This is a genomic window from Butyrivibrio sp. MB2005 (genome assembly GCF_000424285.1).
Lineage (GTDB): Bacteria > Bacillota > Clostridia > Lachnospirales > Lachnospiraceae > Butyrivibrio.
In genome coordinates this window covers 100,651-121,862 of record NZ_KE384159.1, presented here as the reverse complement: position 1 = coordinate 121,862, position 21,212 = coordinate 100,651, and the positions used below count along the sequence as shown (strand labels likewise).

Annotated in this window: 17 protein-coding genes and 1 other annotated feature; of the genes, 16 read left to right on the top strand and 1 reads right to left on the bottom strand. The window is 41.7% G+C overall.

Annotated elements, in window-relative coordinates; all coding sequences use genetic code 11:
• The first annotated feature begins 108 nt into the window (after window positions 1-108).
• The 8 genes from rpsL (at window position 109) to G610_RS0118345 (ending at window position 8,104) form a co-directional block, all read left to right on the top strand.
• Complete coding sequence (gene rpsL, locus G610_RS0118380) at window positions 109-528, top strand: 30S ribosomal protein S12 (RefSeq protein ID WP_026493590.1); 420 nt, start codon at window positions 109-111, stop codon at window positions 526-528.
• Window positions 529-693: 165 nt separating this feature from the next.
• Window positions 694-1,164: a 30S ribosomal protein S7 gene (rpsG, locus tag G610_RS0118375; protein ID WP_022760818.1), complete on the top strand. Its 471-nt coding sequence runs from the start codon at window positions 694-696 to the stop codon at window positions 1,162-1,164.
• Window positions 1,165-1,216: 52 nt separating this feature from the next.
• A complete protein-coding gene (gene fusA / locus G610_RS0118370) occupies window positions 1,217-3,334 on the top strand; it encodes an elongation factor G (protein ID WP_026525925.1) in 2,118 nt (705 codons plus the stop codon).
• A gap of 165 nt (window positions 3,335-3,499) precedes the next feature.
• Window positions 3,500-4,690 carry an elongation factor Tu gene (tuf, locus tag G610_RS0118365; protein ID WP_026525924.1) on the top strand — a complete coding sequence of 397 codons (1,191 nt, stop codon included), beginning with the start codon at window positions 3,500-3,502 and terminating at the stop codon, window positions 4,688-4,690.
• A gap of 342 nt (window positions 4,691-5,032) precedes the next feature.
• Window positions 5,033-5,707 carry a DUF3800 domain-containing protein gene (locus G610_RS0118360; protein ID WP_026525923.1) on the top strand — a complete coding sequence of 225 codons (675 nt, stop codon included), beginning with the start codon at window positions 5,033-5,035 and terminating at the stop codon, window positions 5,705-5,707.
• A gap of 235 nt (window positions 5,708-5,942) precedes the next feature.
• On the top strand, window positions 5,943-6,701 hold the full coding sequence (locus tag G610_RS22495; RefSeq protein WP_051198117.1) for a helix-turn-helix domain-containing protein: 759 nt from the start codon (window positions 5,943-5,945) through the stop codon (window positions 6,699-6,701).
• 39 nt (window positions 6,702-6,740) lie between these two features.
• The gene (locus G610_RS0118350) at window positions 6,741-7,040 is read left to right on the top strand and encodes a hypothetical protein (protein WP_026525922.1); all 300 of its coding nucleotides are present in this window, start codon (window positions 6,741-6,743) and stop codon (window positions 7,038-7,040) included.
• Between the two features lie 536 nt (window positions 7,041-7,576).
• The gene (locus G610_RS0118345; protein ID WP_026525921.1) at window positions 7,577-8,104 is read left to right on the top strand and encodes a hypothetical protein; all 528 of its coding nucleotides are present in this window, start codon (window positions 7,577-7,579) and stop codon (window positions 8,102-8,104) included.
• Window positions 8,105-8,278: 174 nt separating this feature from the next.
• On the opposite strand, the gene G610_RS0118335 is transcribed toward G610_RS0118345, so the two are convergent.
• Window positions 8,279-9,883: a CTP synthase gene (locus tag G610_RS0118335; protein WP_026525920.1), complete on the bottom strand. Its 1,605-nt coding sequence runs from the start codon at window positions 9,881-9,883 to the stop codon at window positions 8,279-8,281.
• Between the two features lie 247 nt (window positions 9,884-10,130).
• Window positions 10,131-10,391: a binding site (T-box leader), on the top strand.
• A gap of 221 nt (window positions 10,392-10,612) precedes the next feature.
• Here G610_RS0118335 and trpD point away from each other — a divergent pair.
• The 8 genes from trpD (at window position 10,613) to G610_RS0118295 (ending at window position 21,149) form a co-directional block, all read left to right on the top strand.
• On the top strand, window positions 10,613-11,629 hold the full coding sequence (trpD, locus tag G610_RS0118330; protein ID WP_026525919.1) for an anthranilate phosphoribosyltransferase: 1,017 nt from the start codon (window positions 10,613-10,615) through the stop codon (window positions 11,627-11,629).
• Window positions 11,626-12,405 carry an indole-3-glycerol phosphate synthase TrpC gene (trpC, locus tag G610_RS0118325; protein ID WP_026525918.1) on the top strand — a complete coding sequence of 260 codons (780 nt, stop codon included), beginning with the start codon at window positions 11,626-11,628 and terminating at the stop codon, window positions 12,403-12,405. The genes trpD and trpC overlap by 4 nt, the downstream gene beginning before the upstream one ends.
• Window positions 12,406-12,468: 63 nt before the next feature.
• Window positions 12,469-13,071 carry a phosphoribosylanthranilate isomerase gene (locus G610_RS0118320; protein ID WP_026525917.1) on the top strand — a complete coding sequence of 201 codons (603 nt, stop codon included), beginning with the start codon at window positions 12,469-12,471 and terminating at the stop codon, window positions 13,069-13,071.
• Window positions 13,072-13,083: 12 nt separating this feature from the next.
• On the top strand, window positions 13,084-14,559 hold the full coding sequence (trpE, locus tag G610_RS0118315; protein WP_026525916.1) for an anthranilate synthase component I: 1,476 nt from the start codon (window positions 13,084-13,086) through the stop codon (window positions 14,557-14,559).
• 13 nt (window positions 14,560-14,572) lie between these two features.
• The gene (locus G610_RS0118310) at window positions 14,573-15,178 is read left to right on the top strand and encodes an anthranilate synthase component II (protein WP_026525915.1); all 606 of its coding nucleotides are present in this window, start codon (window positions 14,573-14,575) and stop codon (window positions 15,176-15,178) included.
• Window positions 15,179-15,486: 308 nt separating this feature from the next.
• Entirely contained in the window at window positions 15,487-17,256 is a 1,770-nt protein-coding gene (locus G610_RS0118305) for an ammonium transporter (RefSeq protein ID WP_026525914.1), read from the top strand.
• Between the two features lie 79 nt (window positions 17,257-17,335).
• Window positions 17,336-18,919, top strand: a complete 1,584-nt coding sequence (gene asnB, locus G610_RS0118300; RefSeq protein WP_026525913.1) for an asparagine synthase B — start codon at window positions 17,336-17,338, stop codon at window positions 18,917-18,919.
• A gap of 121 nt (window positions 18,920-19,040) precedes the next feature.
• Entirely contained in the window at window positions 19,041-21,149 is a 2,109-nt protein-coding gene (locus G610_RS0118295; protein ID WP_035793711.1) for a glutamine synthetase III family protein, read from the top strand.
• Window positions 21,150-21,212 lie beyond the last annotated feature (63 nt).

Below are 21,212 nucleotides of genomic sequence, written 5' to 3'. Positions count from 1 at the left end.
GTTTGCCCCTTTCGCTTGAAGTATGTGTTGATTTTCAGATAGTTTATATGTCAGAGAGCTGTCTGTTTATCATAAATTGTTTTACTACTAAAATAGGAGGTAAAAGGAATGCCAACATTTAACCAGTTAGTTCGTAAAGGTCGTCAGACTTCTGAGAAGAAGTCTACAGCTCCTGCACTTCAGAAAGGATTCAATTCCCTTCACAAGAAGGCTATCGACACTGCATCACCGCAGAAAAGAGGCGTTTGTACAGCTGTTAAGACTGCTACACCTAAGAAGCCTAACTCAGCTCTTAGAAAGATCGCCAGAGTACGTCTTTCTAACGGTATCGAGGTAACAAGCTACATTCCCGGAGAAGGTCACAACCTTCAGGAGCACAGCGTTGTTCTCATCCGTGGCGGAAGAGTTAAGGACCTGCCTGGTACAAGATATCACATTATTCGTGGAACTCTTGACACAGCAGGTGTTGCAGACCGTAAGCAGGCTCGCTCCAAGTACGGCGCAAAGAGACCTAAGGCTGCAAAGTAATCTAAGTAACTATCATTACAAGATCTAATTTTTTTAAGAGTGTTGGTGTTTCTTTTTTCGTAATAAAAAGACCCGCACGTACACTAAAAATTAGTGAGTACCTATGATCTATAGTAAACAGATGAAGACTGACACTCATCTGCGATTCTAAAGGAGGGAAGAACCGTGCCGCGTAAAGGACATATTGTAAAACGTGACGTATTAGCGGATCCTTTATACGATAACAAGGTTGTAACAAAGCTTATCAACACAGTTATGCTTGATGGTAAGAAGGGTGTTGCACAGAAGATCGTATATGGTGCATTCGCACAGGTAGAGGAGAAGGCTGGTAAGCCTGCTCTTGAAGTATTCGAGGGTGCTATGAACAACATCATGCCCGCTCTCGAGGTAAAGGCTAGACGTATCGGTGGTGCTACATATCAGGTACCGATCGAGGTTCGTCCGGATAGACGTCAGGCCCTTGCACTTCGCTGGCTTGTAACATTTTCTCGTAACAGAGGCGAGAAGACCATGGTTGACAGACTTGCATCAGAAATTCTTGATGCATTCAACAACACAGGTGCATCTGTTAAGAGAAAAGAAGATATGCACAAGATGGCAGAAGCAAACAAGGCATTCTCACACTACAGATTCTAATTTTTGGATTTTCAGTGTAAGAAACGTCGTATTTTATTAGGAGGATAAACCTTTGGCTGAAAGACAATATCCATTGGAAAGAACCAGAAACATTGGTATTATGGCTCATATCGATGCTGGTAAGACTACACTTACAGAGCGTATTCTTTACTATACCGGTGTTAACTACAAGATTGGTGAGACCTATGAAGGTACTGCTACCATGGACTGGATGGAACAGGAGCAGGAAAGAGGTATCACTATCACATCTGCAGCTACAACATGCCATTGGACACTTCAGGAAAACGGAAAGGTTAAGCCCGGTGCTCAGGAGCATCGTATCAACATTATCGATACTCCCGGCCACGTTGACTTTACCGTTGAGGTTGAGCGTTCACTTCGTGTACTTGACGGCGCTGTAGGCGTATTCAGTGCAAAAGAAGGCGTTGAGCCTCAGTCTGAGAACGTATGGCGTCAGGCTGATGGATTTAATGTTCCTCGTATGGCATTCATCAACAAGATGGATATCATCGGAGCAAACTATTTCGGAGCTGTTGAGCAGATCCGTAATAGACTTAAGAAAAATGCTATTATGATCGAAATCCCGATCGGAGCTGAGGATCAGTTCCAGGGTATTATCGACCTTTTTGAGATGCAGGCTTATATCTATAATGATGATAAGGGTGAAGATGTTACTATCGGCGAGATCCCTGCTGATCTTAAGGATGATGCAGAGCTTTATCGTAGTGAGCTAGTAGAGAAAATCTGCGACCTCGATGAAGATCTTATGATGAAGTACCTTGAAGGTGAGGAGCCTACAAAGGAGGAGCTTAAGGCTGCTCTTCGTAAGGCAACTTGTGAATGTAAGGCTTTCCCTGTTTGCTGTGGTTCTGCTCACAGAAACAGAGGTATTCAGAAGCTCATCGATGCTGTTATCGAGTTCATGCCTTCACCTCTTGATATCCCTGCTTGTAAGGGTACAGACATGGATGGCAATGAGGTTGAGGTTGAGTCAACAGATGATGGCCCCTTCGCAGCTCTTGCATTCAAGATTGTCAGCGATCCTTTCGTAGGAAAGCTTGCATTCTTCCGCGTATATCGTGGTACTGCAAATTCAGGTTCTTATGTACTTAACAGTACAAAGGACAACAAGGAGCGTCTTGGACGTATCCTTCAGATGCACGCTAACAAGCGTTCAGACCTTGATAAGGTTTACTCAGGTGATATCGCTGCAGCTGTTGGTCTTAAGAACACAACTACAGGTGATACTCTCTGTGATGATAAGAACCCCGTAATCCTTGAGTCTATGGAGTTCCCGGATCCCGTTATCGAGCTTGCTATCGAGCCTAAGACTAAGGCTGGTCAGCAGAAGCTTGACGAAGCTCTTATGAAGCTTGCAGAAGAGGATCCTACATTCAGAGCACATACTAATGCTGAGACAGGTCAGACAATCATCGCTGGTATGGGTGAGCTTCACCTTGATATCATCGTTGACAGACTTCTTCGTGAGTACAAGGTAGAGGCTAACGTTGGTGCACCTCAGGTTGCATACAGAGAAGCTCTTCTTAATGCTTGCGATATCGAGAGCAAGTATGCTAAGCAGTCTGGTGGACGTGGTCAGTATGGTCACTGTAAAGTTCGCTTCGAGCCCATGGATGCTAACGGAGAGAACCTTTATCAGTTCGATAGCGAAGTTGTTGGTGGTTCTATTCCTAAGGAATATATCCAGCCTATCAGCGAAGGTATCGAAGAGGCTATGAAGGCCGGATCTCTTGGTGGATTCCCTGTTGTAGGTGTACACGCTACAGTTTACGACGGATCATACCACGAAGTCGATTCATCAGAAATGGCATTCCACATTGCCGGATCTATGGCATTCAAGGATGCTATGGCTAAGGGCGGAATGGTTCTCCTTGAGCCCATCATGAAGGTTGAAGTTACTATGCCTGAAGAGTACATGGGTGATGTTATCGGTGACGTTAACTCACGTCGTGGACAGGTTGAAGGTATGGATGACATGGGCGGCGGAAAGATCGTTAGAGCACATGTTCCGCTTGCTGAGATGTTCGGATATGCTACAGACCTTCGTTCAAGAACACAGGGTCGTGGTAACTACTCAATGTTCTTTGAGAAGTATGCTCCTGTTCCGAAGAACATCCAGGAGAAAGTACTTTCCAACAAAAATTCATAAATAAATTAAGGGCGGCAACGATTTCTTATGAAATCGTGCCACAAAGCCCTTGTTTATACTATTTTATGCTTGATTTCAAGCGTAAATTTCTATATAATCGATATAGTCGGTTATTATGAGAAAAAATGTTAAAGTAACATTTTTATTTAAGGAGGATATTTAAAAATGGCAAAAGCTAAGTTTGACAGAAGTAAGCCGCACGTAAACATTGGTACAATCGGACACGTTGACCATGGTAAGACAACTCTTACAGCAGCTATCACAACTGTTCTTGCAGACAGAGGATTCAGCCCTGCTGTTGCTTTCGATCAGATCGATAAAGCACCCGAGGAAAAAGAGCGTGGTATCACAATTAACTCTGCTCACATCGAGTATGAGACAGCTAGCAGACACTACGCACACGTTGACTGCCCTGGCCACGCTGACTATGTAAAGAACATGATCACAGGTGCTGCACAGATGGATGGTTCTATCCTCGTTGTTGCTGCTACTGATGGTGTTATGGCTCAGACAAGAGAGCACGTTCTTCTTGCTCGTCAGGTAGGTGTTCCTTACATCATCGTATTCATGAACAAGTGCGATATGGTTGATGATCCTGAACTTCTTGACCTCGTAGAGATGGAGATCAGAGACCTTCTTACAGAGTATGAGTTCCCTGGAGATGATATCCCGATCATTCGTGGTTCTGCACTTAAGGCTCTTGAGGATCCTAAGTGTGAGTGGGGCGACAAGATCATGGAGCTTATGGATACAGTTGATTCTTACATCCCTGAACCTACTCGTGAGACAGATAAGCCTTTCCTTATGCCTGTTGAGGACGTATTCACAATCACAGGTCGTGGAACAGTTGCTACAGGTCGTGTAGAGAGAGGTCACCTCAACCTTAACGACGAAATCGAAATCGTTGGTATCAAGGAAGAGACAGCTAAGTCTGTATGTACTGGTATCGAGATGTTCCGTAAGACAATGGATTACTGCGAAGCTGGTGACAACGTTGGTCTTCTTCTTCGTGGTGTTGACCGTGATGGTATCCAGAGAGGTCAGTGTATCACAAAGCCCGGTTCTGTAACTTGCCACAAGAAGTTCACAGCTGAGGTTTACGTTCTTACAAAGGATGAAGGTGGACGTCATACACCTTTCTTCAACAACTATCGTCCTCAGTTCTACTTCAGAACAACAGACGTAACAGGTGTTTGCAACCTTCCTGAGGGAACAGAGATGTGCATGCCTGGTGACCACGTAACAATGTCAATCGAGCTTATCCACCCCATCGCTATGGAGCAGGGTCTTAAGTTCGCTATCCGTGAGGGTGGTCGTACAGTTGGATCAGGTAAGGTTGCTACAATCGTTGAGTAATCTTAACAAACCTAGATTTTATGCAGCTTCCAGAGTTTCTCTGGAAGCTGTTTTTTTGTATACAATCTGGCTTAAAATGGTCACTGGCTCTAATTTGGCTCTAAAAATTTTGAGTTTTTTCTAAAAGGCAGTATTTATGCGCCTTTGTAAAGGGTGTTTCCGGTGCCAAAATTGAGCCATGAAAATAGTATAAATTTATTATTCTTATACTTGTTTTTCAATATGGATAATGGTAATATTCTCTTAAGAAGAGAGCGAAAGCTTTCTGGGCTGGTCGAAAGACCCGGGTCCACCTATTGGCGGGTAAGACACCCGCTTTTTTCATGCAATAAAGGGAGGGGTATGAAGGAATTAAGTATATTTGTAGACGAATCTGGAGATTTTGGTGAATATGATCCCCATTCTCCGTTTTATATAATATCTATGGTAATGCATGACCAAGCAGTTAATATCACTGAGGATCTAGCTAAACTTGAAACGCAGATGCAGTATTTAGGTTTGCCGCATCATTGTGTGCATGCAGGACCAATAATTCGATCTGAGCATGAGTATAAAGAGTATACCGTAGAGAATAAAAGGAAAATTTTAAAAAATATGATGACTTTCACTAGAAAAGTAGATGTGAAGGTTAAATCTATCCATATAGAAAAGAAAAATAAAGATGATTCGGTTGAGGCTGTTGGAAAACTGAGTAAGCTTCTTGCTGCGTTTATAAGGGCCAATATGGATTTTTTCATCGGGTATGATTGTGTGAAAATATACTACGATAATGGTCAGGTAGAAGTGAGTAGAATTCTGTCATCTGTATTTAATGTTCTTTTGGACAATGTTGAATTTAGAAGAGTGCTTCCTTCTGAGTATAGGCTGTTCCAGGTTGCTGATCTTATTTGTACTATAAAATTGGCGGAGCTGAAGCTTGAAAAACATATACTTTCTAAATCTGAGAAAATCTTTTTTGAAGATGTCAGGACACTAAAAAAGAATTATCTCAAGCCTATTAGTCAGAAAGAAATGTAGCGATTGTAACTTATCTATCACGGCTTTGAATTGTGGATTTGTTATGGTTTCCTTTTGGGGTAAATAGTTTATGCGTTAACTGCTTAGAAAAGCGTATTAGTTGCTGTATCTACGATTCGTAGACATCGGTATTTGGTAAAAATATACTTTTATCTATGCTCTATAGGTTACAATATACTTAGAAATATCCTACGCTTAAGTTGTAACCATTAACGCGCTGATAGGAGTGTTAAAAATGATTGATCAAAAGAAAACAGGACAGTTCATATCAGATATCAGAAAAGAAAAGGGCCTTACTCAGAAACAGCTGGCTGACGAGATTGGAGTTAGCGACAAAGCTATATCCCGCTGGGAAACGGGGCGTGGCATGCCTGATACTTCAATTATGGCAGATCTATGCAAGGTACTTGATATTAGTATTAATGAACTGTTATCTGGGCAGCGCCTATCCAGCGTGGATTACAACGGAAAGGCGGAAGAAAATATGGTAGAACTTATAAAAACAAATGAAAATGTCAAAAGACAAGGCAGAAACGCCGTTGTCGGAACTGTTGCTGGTATTATTTTGTTGTGCCTCTTTATTTATCTGATTACAATTATATCTGGCGGAGTTGGGATGATAATCTACTTCATCGATCCTCCATCCTTAATCTCACTGCTTGGGATTCAGCTTATTATCCTTGGCGCTTCCGGTCATTTTGCAGAGTTTTTTAGAAGCTTCAAACTTCTTTTTTCATCTAAAAGATATTCTGATGAAGAACTTATGCAGTTATCAGAAAAATCAGAATATGCCTTAAACTTTGGCATAAAGGCCACGCTTCTTGCTGGTATATGCGTTGTACTGATTGGTTTCGCTGTTTTCATGCATACTATGTCTGATCCAGCAACCATCGGTCCTAGCCTTGCTGTGATGGTGCTTACGACACTTTATGCTTGCATAATCTCTCTTATTCTTTTGATGATTAAAGGACGACTTCATCGTTTTCATTCATAAGGAATATATGCAAAATAAGCAACATAAGGAGGTACTCTGATGGCTTATGAAGATCCTCAAATAGTTCAGGAATGGCTCGATTCACTTGGTGAACTGGATGTAAAAGTGAAAAAGATGTTCGGTTGCTATTGTTTATATTGTGACGGGCAGGCTGTTGGATGGATCTATGACAGTGTCATGAGTCTGAGGGAAGTTGGTCTGGATTACTTGCCGGATGATATAAAGAGACCCGGTAAAGATGATAAGATCCAAGAACTGGTAATTCCTCTTGATTATGTCAGAGAAGATTGGCTGCCAAGGGCTGTTCAGGATACAGCAGATTTTAGAAAAGAACAATAAAAGAAACTGAGAAAAAGAGCTTTTGAAAAGTATCTTGCTTATTGGCTCTAAAATGGCTCTAAAAATTTCAAAAACCACCAAAAATGAAGCGAAACATGAGATATGTGCGAATAGAAACCACGTAAAATCAAGGCTTTTTAAATGGATATAAAGAACGTTAAGCCGTGAGGGTGGACGTACAGTTGGATCAGGTAAGGTTGCTACAATCGTTGAATAATTTTAACGATAACCTTTACCTAATTGCATAAAATGCTAATTAGATAGCCATTGCAGGTTTTCCTGCAGTGGCTGTTTTTTTATATTTAAATAGTATTCGCGCGGGAAATTGCAAAATGCAATAACATATTTAAGATAAAATACAAAAATATATTGACAAATGATTTTAAATAAGTTATCATTCTTTTCGGTCGATGACCACACTAGATATCAGGGAGTTTCTCCCAGTTTTTTCACTTTTCACGTTTTTTATTGCGAATGTCTTTAAGAGTGCATACGCTTTATTTTCATGCGCAAAAATACTAATTTAGGAGGGTAAGATGGATAATCTTAACAGTGTTATTTCTATGGAAGGTGCATATATGGATAAGTTACTTGCTTTTATTTTGGGAAGTCCTGAGAATAAAAGTATGATGTTTAAAAGACTTGATTCTGAGGGTAGAATAAATCAGAATGAGCAGGAATTGATGGAAATCAGTTCACTTATGGAATCCTGCAGACCAGTATATGAATATGCCTGGCTTGTAGCAAAGGTCAAAGATAATACCAAGAAGTTTACTAAAGAGGCAGCTGTTGAACTGGCAGTTGAGTTTATGCCGGATGATTTTGTTATTAAGCCTTTTATGAAGAAAAACACACAGGCAGTTTACGAGATGATGGTCAAGGAATATGACGATGTGAAATCCCTGGAATTGTCAAAAGAAGAAGGGTTTCGCGAAGGGCTTAATGATGGCATCAGAAAGGCTGTGTCTATGCTTAAAAGTATGAAGATAAGCAAAGAGCAGATAATTGAAAAGATATGCTTTGAGTTTGGAGTAGGACAAAGAGAAGTTTTGGAACTGGTTTGATTAAAGTCATCAAATGATTGATTATCAAAGTTTAAGCGTGATTAGAAGAGTTCAGTACTTGAATAAACAAAAAATCACCCAAGCGAAATTAGATAATCTCACTTGGGCTGAAAATAGTTTATGGATGTTTTTCCTTCACGAAATTATAAGATTAAGAGACGCTTATTGGTTCTATTAACCTTCAAATTCAGCAGCGGCTTTAATAAATCCTGCAAATAAAGGATGCGGGTTGTTGGGACGGGATTTGAATTCCGGATGAGCCTGAGTTGCGATAAAGAAAGGATTCTCAGGATATTCAATCATCTCAACGATTCTTCTGTCAGGTGAAAGACCGCATAACTTGAGACCATTATTTGTAAGAGTCTCTCTATAGTCATTATTAACTTCATAGCGATGACGATGTCTCTCTGTGATATCACATGTGCCATAAAGGCTGTAAGCAAGGGTGTTTTCTTCAAGAGTACAAGGGTAAGAACCAAGTCTGAGAGTTCCACCAAGATCTTCGCCTGCGCTGTGATCAGGCAGGAATGCAATCACAGGATGAGTTGTAGAAGGATTAAACTCGATAGAGTGCGCATCACTGTGACCAATCACATTTCTGGTAAATTCAATAATTGCAAGCTGCATACCGAGGCAGATTCCAAGGAAAGGAATCTTGTTTTCTCTGACGTATTGAATGGAAGTGATCATTCCTTCAATTCCACGATCACCAAAACCGCCGGGCACAATTACACCGGAAACATCTGAAAGCTTTTCAGCTACATTCTCAGGAGTAATCTCTTCTGAATCAATCCATTTGATCTTAACTTCTCTCTTAGCAGCGATGCCGCCGTGTTTTAACGCTTCTACAACACTAATGTAAGCATCGTGGAGCTGAGTATATTTTCCGACAAGAGCAACAGTAACAGTCTTATCAAGTGCATAGAGTGTATTCACCATATCAGTCCAGTCATCAAGCTTGGGTTCTCTATGCTCGAGATGCAGGCATTCAAGTGCTACGTCCGCAAGATGCTCCTTTTCCATGGCAAGAGGTGCTTCATACAAGTATTTAAGATCCAGGTTATTAAGTACATACTTGCTTGGTACGTTACAGAAAAGAGAAATCTTTTCCTTGGTTTCATTATCAAGTTCTACTTCACTTCTGCAAACGATAACGTCGGGGCTAAGACCCATTCCCTGCAAGGTTTTAACTGCAGACTGAGTGGGCTTTGTTTTAATCTCCTGTGAGCAGCGAAGGTAAGGGATAAGAGAAACAAGGATTATCATTGCATTCTCGTGTCCAACCTCATGCTGGAACTGTCTTATTGATTCAAGAAAAGGCTGTGACTCGATATCACCGACAGTACCGCCAACTTCTATGATAGCGATGTGAGTATTATCTTCATCGTAATTACGATAGAATCTGCTTTTTATTTCATCTGTGATATGAGGGATTACCTGAACTGTGTGTCCGCCGTAGTCACCACGGCGCTCTTTGTGAAGTACTGACCAGTAGATTTTACCGGTTGTAACGTTAGAATTCTTGTCGAGGCTTTCGTCGATAAAGCGCTCATAGTGTCCCAGGTCAAGATCAGTTTCTGTGCCGTCCTCTGTAACGAAAACTTCACCATGCTGAATCGGATTCATTGTACCGGGATCGATGTTGATATAAGGGTCAAACTTTTGCATGGTAACTTTATAGCCGCGAGCTTTTAAAAGTCGACCGAGAGATGCTGCTGTTATACCTTTTCCAAGACCTGATACTACACCACCAATTACGAATACATATTTTACTGACATAATCCACCACCTTTGACATTATAAAAAAGAAAAAAAGCGCACAAAACAATAAGTAAAATACTACTGTTTTGGCGCCTTTGCCTTAACTAGATAATAATAGATATATTTGGGTTTAGTGTCAATATATTTTGGACCGGAAAATGAAAAAAATGTAGCGAAATTAATATATGAATTTTTTTGAAAAAAATAAATTTACACCCTTGACGATTATATGGTTAGAGAAGTAATATAAATAAAAATTTAATAGTTTAAACCGTTGAAGTGGAGATAACGGCAATGATGCCTTTACAGAGAGCCTGGATTGCTGAGAACAGGTGAGAAACAAGTTGTCAAATGGACCACTGAGGGCGCAGTGAAAAGTGAGATAGGAAGTCTTTCATAAGCTTAGTATTCTGCGACGTTGGGCATACGTTAGTTGCCGGGGATATGTTGGTATCCTGTTAAGCGCACAGCTTTAACTGTGAATTCGAGGTGGCACCGCGGATAGATTAGATTATTCGTCCTTGATAGAAACCGTACCGTTTCTATCAGGGACTTTTTTTCGTGAAAAGCAGAGCCATGCAGAGCTTTCTTCTCATGCTCGCATGAAAGAAGAAAGCTATATATGGCGAGCTACACGAACGAGGAAATACGAAGTATTTTCGAGTTTGTGCTGCTTTTCACGAAAGGCTAAGAAGCAGAGCCATGCAGAGCCAATGATAGAAACATAACCAGAAGGAGGAGACACACATGATCAGAGAAGCAATCGAAAAAATCGTAAACAAGCAGGACCTTACTTATGATGAGGCCTACACAGTAATGAATGAGATTATGAGCGGTGAGAGTACACCTACTCAGAATGCTGCATTTTTGTCAGCACTTTCAACAAAGAGTGCAAAGGCTGAGACAACAGATGAGATCGCAGGTTGCGCTGCAGCAATGAGAAATCACGCTACCAAGGTTGAGACAAATATGGATGTATTCGAGATAGTTGGAACAGGCGGAGATAACGCAGGCAGCTTTAATATCTCAACAACATCTGGTTTGGTTGCAGCAGCTTGTGGCATGAAGGTAGCAAAGCATGGTAACAGAGCAGCATCTTCAATGTGCGGAACAGCTGACTGCCTTGAAGCTCTTGGTGTTAATATCAATCAGGATCCTGACAAGTGCAGAGAGCTGCTTAAGGAAGTGGGAATGTGCTTCTTTTTTGCGCAGAAGTATCACACATCAATGAAGTATGTGGGACCTATCAGAAAAGAACTTGGATTCAGAACAGTTTTCAATATACTTGGACCTCTTACAAACCCTGCAACTCCTACGATGCAGCTCCTTGGTGTATATGACGAGTACCTGGTTGAGCCTCTTGCGCAGGTTCTCATCAGTCTTGGTGTTAAGAGAGGAATGGTTGTATATGGAATGGATAAGCTTGATGAAATTTCACTCAGCGCTCCCACCAAGATTTGTGAGCTAAAGGAAGGATGGTACAAAACATATACAATCGAGCCTGAGGATTTCGGTTTTAACAAGTGTACCAAGGACGACCTTAAGGGCGGAACACCTGAGGAAAATGCAAAGATCACCAGAGAGATTCTTGGCGGCGCAAAGGGACCTAAGAGAGATGCTGTTCTTTTAAATGCAGGCGCATCACTTTATATCGGAGGAAAGGCTGACAGCTTCAAGGAAGGCGTTGAGCTTGCAGCAAAGACCATCGATTCAGGAAAAGCACTTGAAACTCTTGAGAACTTTATAAAGGTAAGTAACAGATGAATATTCTTGATAAGCTAAGTGATTATGCAAAAGAACGAGTTCAGATATCAAAACAGGAAATGTCACTGGAAGAGATAAAGCAGAAAGCTCTGGCTCTTCCAAAAGGCAGCTTCGAGTTTGAGAAAGCTCTTAAGAAGAACGATGTTGCATTTATATGTGAATGTAAAAAGGCATCTCCTTCAAAGGGCATAATCGCAGAGGAATTCGATTATCTCAGGATTGCTAAAGAATATGAGCAGGCAGGTGCGGATTGCATTTCTGTTTTGACTGAGCCCAAGTGGTTTCTTGGGAAAAACGAGTACCTTAAAGAGATAACGGAAAATGTATCGATTCCCTGTATCCGCAAGGATTTTACAGTTGATGAATACATGATATATGAAGCTAAGTGCCTTGGAGCCGCCGCTGTTCTTCTCATATGTGCGATTCTTTCTGAGGAGCAGATAAAAGAATACATAGGAATCTGCGATGAGCTTGGAATGAGCGCACTTGTAGAAGCTCATGATGAGAACGAAGTTCAGATGGCAATAAGAGCAGGCGCAAGGATAATCGGTGTAAATAATAGGAACCTTAAGGACTTTAGCGTTGATCAGAATAACAGCAAATCCTTAAGACAACTGATTCCTGAGGATGTGATTTTTGTATCGGAGAGTGGAATCCAGTCTGCTGAAGATATTCAAGCACTGAGAGAGGCAAAAGTTGATGCCGTGCTGATAGGTGAAACACTCATGCGCGCAGAGGATAAAACGCAAAAGCTCAGAGAGTTAAAAGGTCATTAATTCTTTAAAACTCCATAAGGTGTGAGATTTAAGAGCAGAACTAATATATCAGGAGATACGTAAATGACATTAGTTAAGCTATGCGGCCTGACAAGAGAAGAAGACATAATTGCTGCAAATGAGCTGAAGCCGGATTACATTGGCTTTGTCTTCTTTGAAAAAAGTAAACGCAATATATCAAAGGAAAAAGCAGCAGTATTAAAGAAGAAGCTGGATAAAAGTATAAAGACTGTAGGCGTCTTTGTAGATGCGAAGATAACATTTATTTCGGATCTGTACAATGAAGGAATAATTGACTATGCGCAGCTTCACGGACATGAGGATGATGACTATATCCGGGCACTGCAAGACAAAGGAATAAGTGTCATAAAAGCCTTCAAAGTAACAGATGAATCAGGAGTCCTTGAAGCTGAAAACAGTAAAGCTGATATGATCATGTTTGATGCCGGTGCCGGCTGCGGAGAGACCTTTGATTGGGGATTTTTACAGAAGGTTAAACGGCCATATTTTCTCGCAGGAGGACTTGATACTGAAAATGTCACAGAGGCTGTTAAGAACCTTAAGCCTTATGCCGTTGATGTCAGTTCCGGTATAGAAACAGATGGCAAAAAGGATCCAGATAAGATGGAGCTATTTGTAAGCAGAGTTCGGACAATAAATATGTAAGGGAGCAGAAAAATGAAAATACTTCCGGAAATAACTGAAATAGAAAAAATAGCAAAGGAAGGAAACTACAATGTCCTTCCCGTAAGCTGTGAGATACTGTCTGATTTCACAACACCCATAGAGGCAGTTCGTATACTTAAGAATGTATCTAAGCATGTTTATATGCTTGAATCCGCTCAGGCTAACGAGACCTGGGGTAGATATACATTTCTTGGATATGAGCCTAAGATGCTTATTACGTGCACAGACGGTCAGATCACGATAACATCTGAGGATGGCCGGGAGAAGAGCATGCAGGGTGATCCTTCTGAATGCCTGCGAGACATTCTCAAAGATTTTAAGAGTCCAAGATTATCATATCTTCCTCCCTTTGCAGGTGGAATGGTTGGATATTTTTCCTTCGATTATCTTGGTTACAGTGAACCCACAGTAAGGACAAATCCTGAAGATACTGAGAACTTTAAGGACATGGATCTGATGCTCTTTGATAAGGTTATTGCTTTCGACAATATCAGACAGAAGATAGTTTTGATAGTGAATATCAATATCAAAAACAATAATATAGAAGAAAACTATAAAAAGGCAGCTGAAGAACTTAAGAAAATGGCAGACCTTCTTCATAACGGAGAAAAGAAGATTGAACCCGACGGTAAAATGACAGGTGAGATCACACCACTCTTCGATAAGGAAAGATTCTGCGATATGGTTGAGAAGGGAAAACATCATATATTTGAAGGTGATATTTTCCAGATAGTTCTTTCAAACAGATTCTCAGCAGAGTTTGAGGGAAGCCTTTTCAACACATACAGGCATTTAAGAACAATCAATCCTTCGCCTTACATGTTCTATTTTTCAGGAACGGATGTGGAGGTCGCAGGAGCATCCCCGGAGACTCTGGTTAAGCTCGAGGATGGCATACTTCATACCTTCCCGCTGGCAGGCACAAGACCTCGCGGTAAGACGCAGGAAGAAGATGAGCAGCTGGAGAAGGACCTCCTTGCAGATGAGAAGGAGCTGGCTGAGCACAACATGCTGGTGGACCTTGGAAGAAATGATCTTGGAAAAATAAGTAAATTCGGAACGGTTCAGGTAGAGACTCTGCATTCGATTGAGAGGTATTCCCATGTAATGCATATCGGTTCTACGGTTAGAGGTGAGATCAGAGATGATAAGGATGCTCTTGATGCAATATCTGCAGTACTTCCTGCAGGCACATTATCAGGTGCACCTAAAATAAGGGCTTGTCAGCTCATAGGAGAGCTTGAAAACAATAAGCGAGGCATTTACGGCGGAGCCATAGGCTACATTGATTTTACGGGCAATATGGATACCTGTATTGCAATTAGAATCGTATATAAGAAAAATGGCAAGGTTTTTGTAAGGAGCGGCGCCGGAATAGTTGCAGATTCAGTTCCCGAAAAGGAATTCGAGGAGTGCATGAATAAGGCTAAAGCATCTTTTAAGGCGCTTCAGCCGGAGGATGAATAGGAAGGACAATTTCATGGTTTTACTAATAGATAACTACGATAGCTTTTCATATAATCTGTATCAGATGATAGGCGAGATTGAGCCTGATATCAAAGTTATAAGAAATGATGAAATGACTGTACAGGAGATTTTGAATCTTAAGCCTGACAGGATAATACTGTCGCCCGGTCCCGGAAGACCTGAGGATGCCGGTGTCTGCATGGATGTGGTAAAAGAGATAGGCGATAAGATCCCGATCCTTGGTGTATGTCTTGGGCATCAGGCTATTTGCGCATCTTTTGGAGCCACAGTGACCTATGCTAAGAAGCTTATGCATGGAAAACAGTCAGATGTAAGATTCGATAAAAACTGCGCTCTTTTTAATGGCTGCCCTGACGTAGCACCGGTTGCAAGATATCATTCACTGGCAGCAGATCCTGATACAATTCCGGATGAGCTTATGGTTACGGCTGTGACAGTTGACAGTGTGACCAATGCCTTAAAAGCCGGTGAAACAGAGGCAGGAGAAGTAATGGCTGTTAAGCACAAAGACTATCCGATTTACGGAGTTCAGTTCCATCCGGAATCCATCATGACACCGGATGGAAGAAAAATGCTTGAGAATTTTGTGTTAAAATAAATCAATCTAAAGTTTTTAAAAAACAATAAAATTACTCCTTGACACATAAATAATCAAAGCGTAAAATCACAAACTATAAAAGACAAGGGCGTCTTAAAGAGGTAAATACTCTTTAAGGCGCTTTTTTCTTTAGCTTCAGGCATGATCAACCTGAGACTGCTGTAGAATACATAACTCCGGATAGCGTATGCACGCAAGTGTATACATGTATTCTCGAATAAAATGAATTATTGAATTAGCGGTGCAATGGGGCATCTAAGGTTAAAACCAAAGTCCCTTTGCGCCGCTTTTTTATGGAGGAGCGGATTATGAGTGAAGAAATTTTGAGTGGAATCAATGCGAGTGTTTTCGGAGTGTGGTTCTTAATAGGTGCAGCTCTTGTATTCTGGATGCAGGCCGGATTTGCAATGTGTGAAGCTGGTTTTACCAGAGCAAAAAATACAGGAAATATCATAATGAAGAATCTTATGGATTTCTGTATTGGTACTGTAGTTTTCATCCTTATCGGTTTTGGCCTTCTTCTTGGCGAAGACATGATGGGTATCATCGGAAGACCGGGATTTGATATTTTTACAAGCTATGCAAATTTTGACTGGTCCAATTTCGTATTCAACCTTGTGTTCTGTGCAACAACAGCAACGATCGTTTCAGGATCCATGGCTGAGAGAACAAAGTTCATTTCTTACTGCGTATATTCAGCAGTTATCTCAGCAATCATCTATCCCATTGAAGCACACTGGACATGGGGCGGCGGATTTCTTGCACAGATGGGATTCCATGATTTTGCAGGATCCACATGTATCCACATGGTTGGCGGTATCTCAGCTCTCATCGGCGCAGCTTTTCTTGGAGCCCGCATCGGTAAGTTTGAGGTAAACGCAAAGGGAGAAGTTACTAAGGTAAATGCTTTCCCCGGCCACAATCTTACAGCAGCAGCTCTTGGTGTTTTCATTCTCTGGCTTGGCTGGTACGGATTCAACGGAGCAGCCTGCACATCAGTAGAACAGCTTGGTTCAGTTTTCGTAACAACAACAATCGCACCTGCACTTGCAACAGTTACCTGCATGATCTTTACATGGGTAAAGTATGGTAAGCCTGATGTTTCAATGTGTCTCAATGCTTCACTTGCAGGTCTTGTAGCTATCACAGCTCCCTGTGATGTAACAGATGCTTTTGGCGCAATTGTGATCGGTGTTGTAGCTGGACTTCTTGTTTGCTTCGGTGTATGGTTCCTTGATTATAAGCTTCATGTTGATGATCCGGTTGGAGCAGTTGCAGTACATTGCCTGAATGGTATCTGGGGAACCCTGGCAGTTGGTCTTTTTGCAACAAATGCAGCTCCCGGTTATTCAATCGCAGATGCAGCAGGAAACGAGATGGTAGGTCTTTTCTACGGCGGCGGATTTAAGCTTCTTGGAATTCAGTTTATTGGATTCCTTGCAGTAGCAGCATGGACAGCAGTAACAATTACAATTACCTTCGCAGCAATCAAGGCTACACTTGGTCTTCGTGTTTCTGAGGAAGAGGAAATCACAGGACTTGATGCAACAGAGCACGGTCTTGCATCAGCATATTCAGGATTCGCTATCATGGATGTTTCTAACACACTTAACATGAGCATAAATGAAAACACAGATCTTGGTGTAAGTGATTATGATTCAGCTACAGAGTTCCAGAAGAACGCTTCTGTACCTGTTGTAACACAAGCTGTTAAGACTGATAGCGGTATTCATAAGGTAGTAATCGTTACAAAGCTTTCAAGATATGACAAGCTTCGTAAGGCTATGAACGAGCTTGGTGTAACAGGTATGACAGTTACTCAGGTTATGGGATGTGGTGTACAGAAGGGCTCAGGTCAGAAGTACCGTGGTGTTGAAATGGATGTGACACTCCTTCCTAAGATCAAGCTTGAAGTAGTTGTAAGTAAGATCCCTGTAGAGGATGTTATCGAGGCAGCTAAGAGAACACTTTACACCGGCAAGATCGGTGATGGTAAGATATTCGTTTACAGCATCGACAACGTAGTAAAGATCCGTACAGGCGAAGAGGGTATAGCTGCTTTGGCAGATGCAGAGTGATGTAGCATGAAGAACGCATAAGTGGTGTTATGCGCTCCTCATTCAAATATATAAATAATTAGTATCAGGAGGAAACAGTATGTGCGCAATACTTGCATACGAAGGAGAAGAAGTATCAGAGGATTATTTTAAGGGATTGCTGGAGAGAACAGCATCCAGAGGTCCGGACAAGTCCAGGACTCTTAAGGTGAAAAACGGATGGCTTGGTTTTAACAGACTTGCAATCATGGGACTTAATTGCAAGGGTATGCAGCCCTTTGAGTTGAATGGTAATGCAGTTATCTGTAACGGAGAGTTGTACGGTTTCACACACCTTAGAGACTATCTTAAATCCCTTGGATACAGCTTCAACAGTGATAGCGACTGCGAGATATTGCTTCCTCTTTATGAAAAGCTTGGAACTGCAATGTTCTCTATGCTGGATGCGGAATTTGCATGTGTTATCTACGACGGCGAGAAAAACAAATTCATAGCTGCAAGAGATCCGATAGGAATCAGACCTCTTTACTATGGATATGATAGCGATAAGCACATCGTTTTTGCATCAGAGCCCAAGAACCTCACCGGTGTATGTGACAGGATCGAGCCTTTCCCTCCCGGACACTATTATGAGGATGGAAAATTTATCTGCTACAGAGATCTGACAAAGGTCAAAGAGGTAAGAACAGATAATCTTGAAACAGTTATAGAGAACATTCACGATAAGCTTCTTTTAGGAATTAAAAAACGACTTCAGGCTGATGCACCTGTAGGTTTCCTTCTTTCAGGAGGGCTTGATTCATCACTCGTATGCGGCGTGGCAGCAAGACTTTCAGATAAGCCTATCGAGACCTTTGCAATAGGTATGGATATAGATGCCATTGACCTTAAGTATGCAAGAGAAGTTGCTGACTATATTCACAGCAATCATCACGAGGTCATCATTACCAAGCAGGATGTTATAGATGCCATCGAACCTGTAATACACGCACTTGGAACCTATGACATCACAACAGTAAGAGCATCAATCGGAATGTATCTTCTTTGCAAATGGATACATGAAAATACCGATATCAAGGTTGTTCTTACAGGTGAGATTTCTGATGAGCTTTTTGGATACAAGTACACGGACTTTGCTCCCAGTGCTGAGGCATTCCAGGAAGAAGCAGAGAAAAGAATCAGAGAGCTTCATATGTATGACGTTCTCAGGGCCGACAGATGTATAAGCGTGAATTCGCTTGAAGCAAGAGTTCCTTTCGGAGATCTTGATTTTGTAGATTACGTAATGAGTATTGATCCTGCTAAAAAGCTTAACACCTACGGAAAGGGCAAGTTCCTTTTAAGAAAAGCTTTTGAAAAGGATGAGTTCATTCCTCACTCAATATTGATGAGAGAAAAAGCAGCATTCTCAGATGCTGTGGGACATTCTCTTAGAGATGACATTATCGAGTATGCAGAAGCAACATACACTGATGCAGCATTCGAAGCAGGAAAAGCAAAGTACTCACACGCTACACCTTTTACTAAGGAATCACTTTTATTCAGAGATATTTTTGAAAAGTATTATGAGAATCAATCTCATATGGTTGTGGACTTCTGGATGCCAAATAAATCCTGGAAGGGTTGCGATGTAAATGACCCCTCGGCCCGTGTTCTCTCAAATTACGGTGCCAGTGGTGAATAAAATGTTAATTATTTAAGTGAGGTTCCATGAAAGATATGTTCCAATTTCAATCGATTATGCGTAAGCAACGAGAGTGAAATTGGAACATATCTGGGAAGGAGCCGTACAAAAGGAGGAAGATATGATTGATGCCAGCAAACTTACAGAAGAATATGGATGTCTTGTTTTTAATGACAAGGTAATGAAACAGCGTCTGCCTAAGGATATTTACAAGGCAGTACACAAAACAATAGAGATGGGTAGTCACCTGGAACTTGAGGTTGCAAACACAGTTGCCGCTGTTATGAAAGAGTGGGCAGTAGAGAACGGTGCAACACATTTTACTCACTGGTTCCAGCCTATGACAGGCCTTACAGCAGAGAAGCACGACAGCTTCATTTCACCTGCTGATAACGGAACTGTAATCATGGAGTTTTCAGGAAAAGAGCTTGTAAAGGGTGAACCTGATGCTTCAAGTTTTCCTTCAGGCGGTCTTCGTGCTACATTTGAGGCACGTGGATATACAGCATGGGATCCTTCATCTCCTGCCTTTATTAAAGATGGTTCACTTTATATCCCGACTGCTTTCTGCTCCTATGGAGGAGAGGCTCTTGATAAGAAGACACCTCTTCTTAGATCCATGGAAGCTCTTTCGAGAGAAGCAGTAAAGATGCTCCACCTCCTGGGACATGAGGATGTAAAGCGCGTAAACACCACAATCGGCTCTGAGCAGGAGTATTTCCTTATAGATAAAGACTTCTATAAAAAGAGAAAGGACCTTCTTTTTACCGGACGTACACTTATCGGTGCTCCGGCATCAAAAGGGCAGGAGATGGAGGACCATTACTTTGGCGTAATCAAGCCCAAGGTTTCAGCTTACATGCATGATCTTGATGAAGAGCTTTGGAAGCTTGGTATTCCTGCTAAGACAAAGCATAACGAGGTTGCTCCTTCACAGCATGAGCTTGCACCTGTTTTCGAGACAGCCAACATCGCTGTTGATCACAACCAGCTCACAATGGAGGTTATGAAGAAGGTTGCAGATAAGCACAACTATGCATGCCTGTTACATGAAAAGCCCTTCGAGGGAATCAATGGTTCAGGTAAGCACAACAACTGGTCAGTTTGCACTGATACAGGCCTTAACCTGTTAGATCCCGGAAAACATCCCGGAGAGAATATTCCTTTCCTTGTTTTCCTTATGGCAGTTATCGCAGCAGTTGATGATTATGCAGGTGTTCTCAGATTATCAGTTGCTTCTGCAGGTAACGATCACAGACTTGGCGGAAACGAAGCACCGCCGGCAATCATCTCCATTTTCGTAGGTGATGAGCTTGCTGAAGTACTTAAGGCAGTTGAAGCAGGAACCGCATACGAGGGCTCAGGAAAAGTTCAGATGGCTATGGGTGCTCAGGTTCTTCCTCACTTTACAAAGGACAACACAGACAGAAACAGAACATCACCCTTCGCATTTACAGGTAACAAGTTTGAGTTCAGAATGCCCGGTTCTGCAGTTTCTGTAGCAAATGCAAACATCGTTCTCAACACTGCAGTTGCAGAAGAGGTTGCCAGATTATACGAGAAGCTTGAAGGTTATAGCGGAGACGAGCTTAAAGAAAAGATCGCTGAAGTTCTTAAGGAAGAGCTTGCAGCACACAAGAGAGTTCTTTTCAACGGTAACGGCTACACAGATGAGTGGGTTGCAGAAGCAGAAAAGAGAGGACTTCTTAACCTTAAGTCTCTTCCGGATGCAATGCCTCACTGGATTTCTGATAAGTCCATCGAGCTTTTCACAAAGCACGGTATCTTCACCAAGGAAGAGATTTTCTCAAGATATGAGATCCTGCTTGAGAACTACTCAAAGTCAATCCATATCGAGTCTCTTACAATGCAGGAGATGATCAGAAAGGATCTTACAGAAGGTCTTGTAGCATACCAGAAGGATCTTACAAAGGAAATTCTTCAGAAGAAGAGTGTACTTGAAAGCGCAGATTGTGCTCTTGAAACAGGAGTGCTTAAGACTCTGGATGAGCAGGGTGCTAACATGTGCAAGGCACTTGCAAAGCTCGCAGAGGACACAAAGACAGCTGAAGGAATGACAGAGGTTCTGGAAACTGCAGCATATTATCAGAAGACAATCCTTGCTGATATGGATGAGCTTCGTAAATATGCAGATACTGCTGAAGCACTTATTCCTGATAAGTATCTCAGCTATCCTACATACGGACAGATGCTGTTTTCACTTAGATAACCTTTCATATTTTTTCTAATAATGTACATCTCACCCGGCCCAGGTTCTCCTGACCGGGTGAGG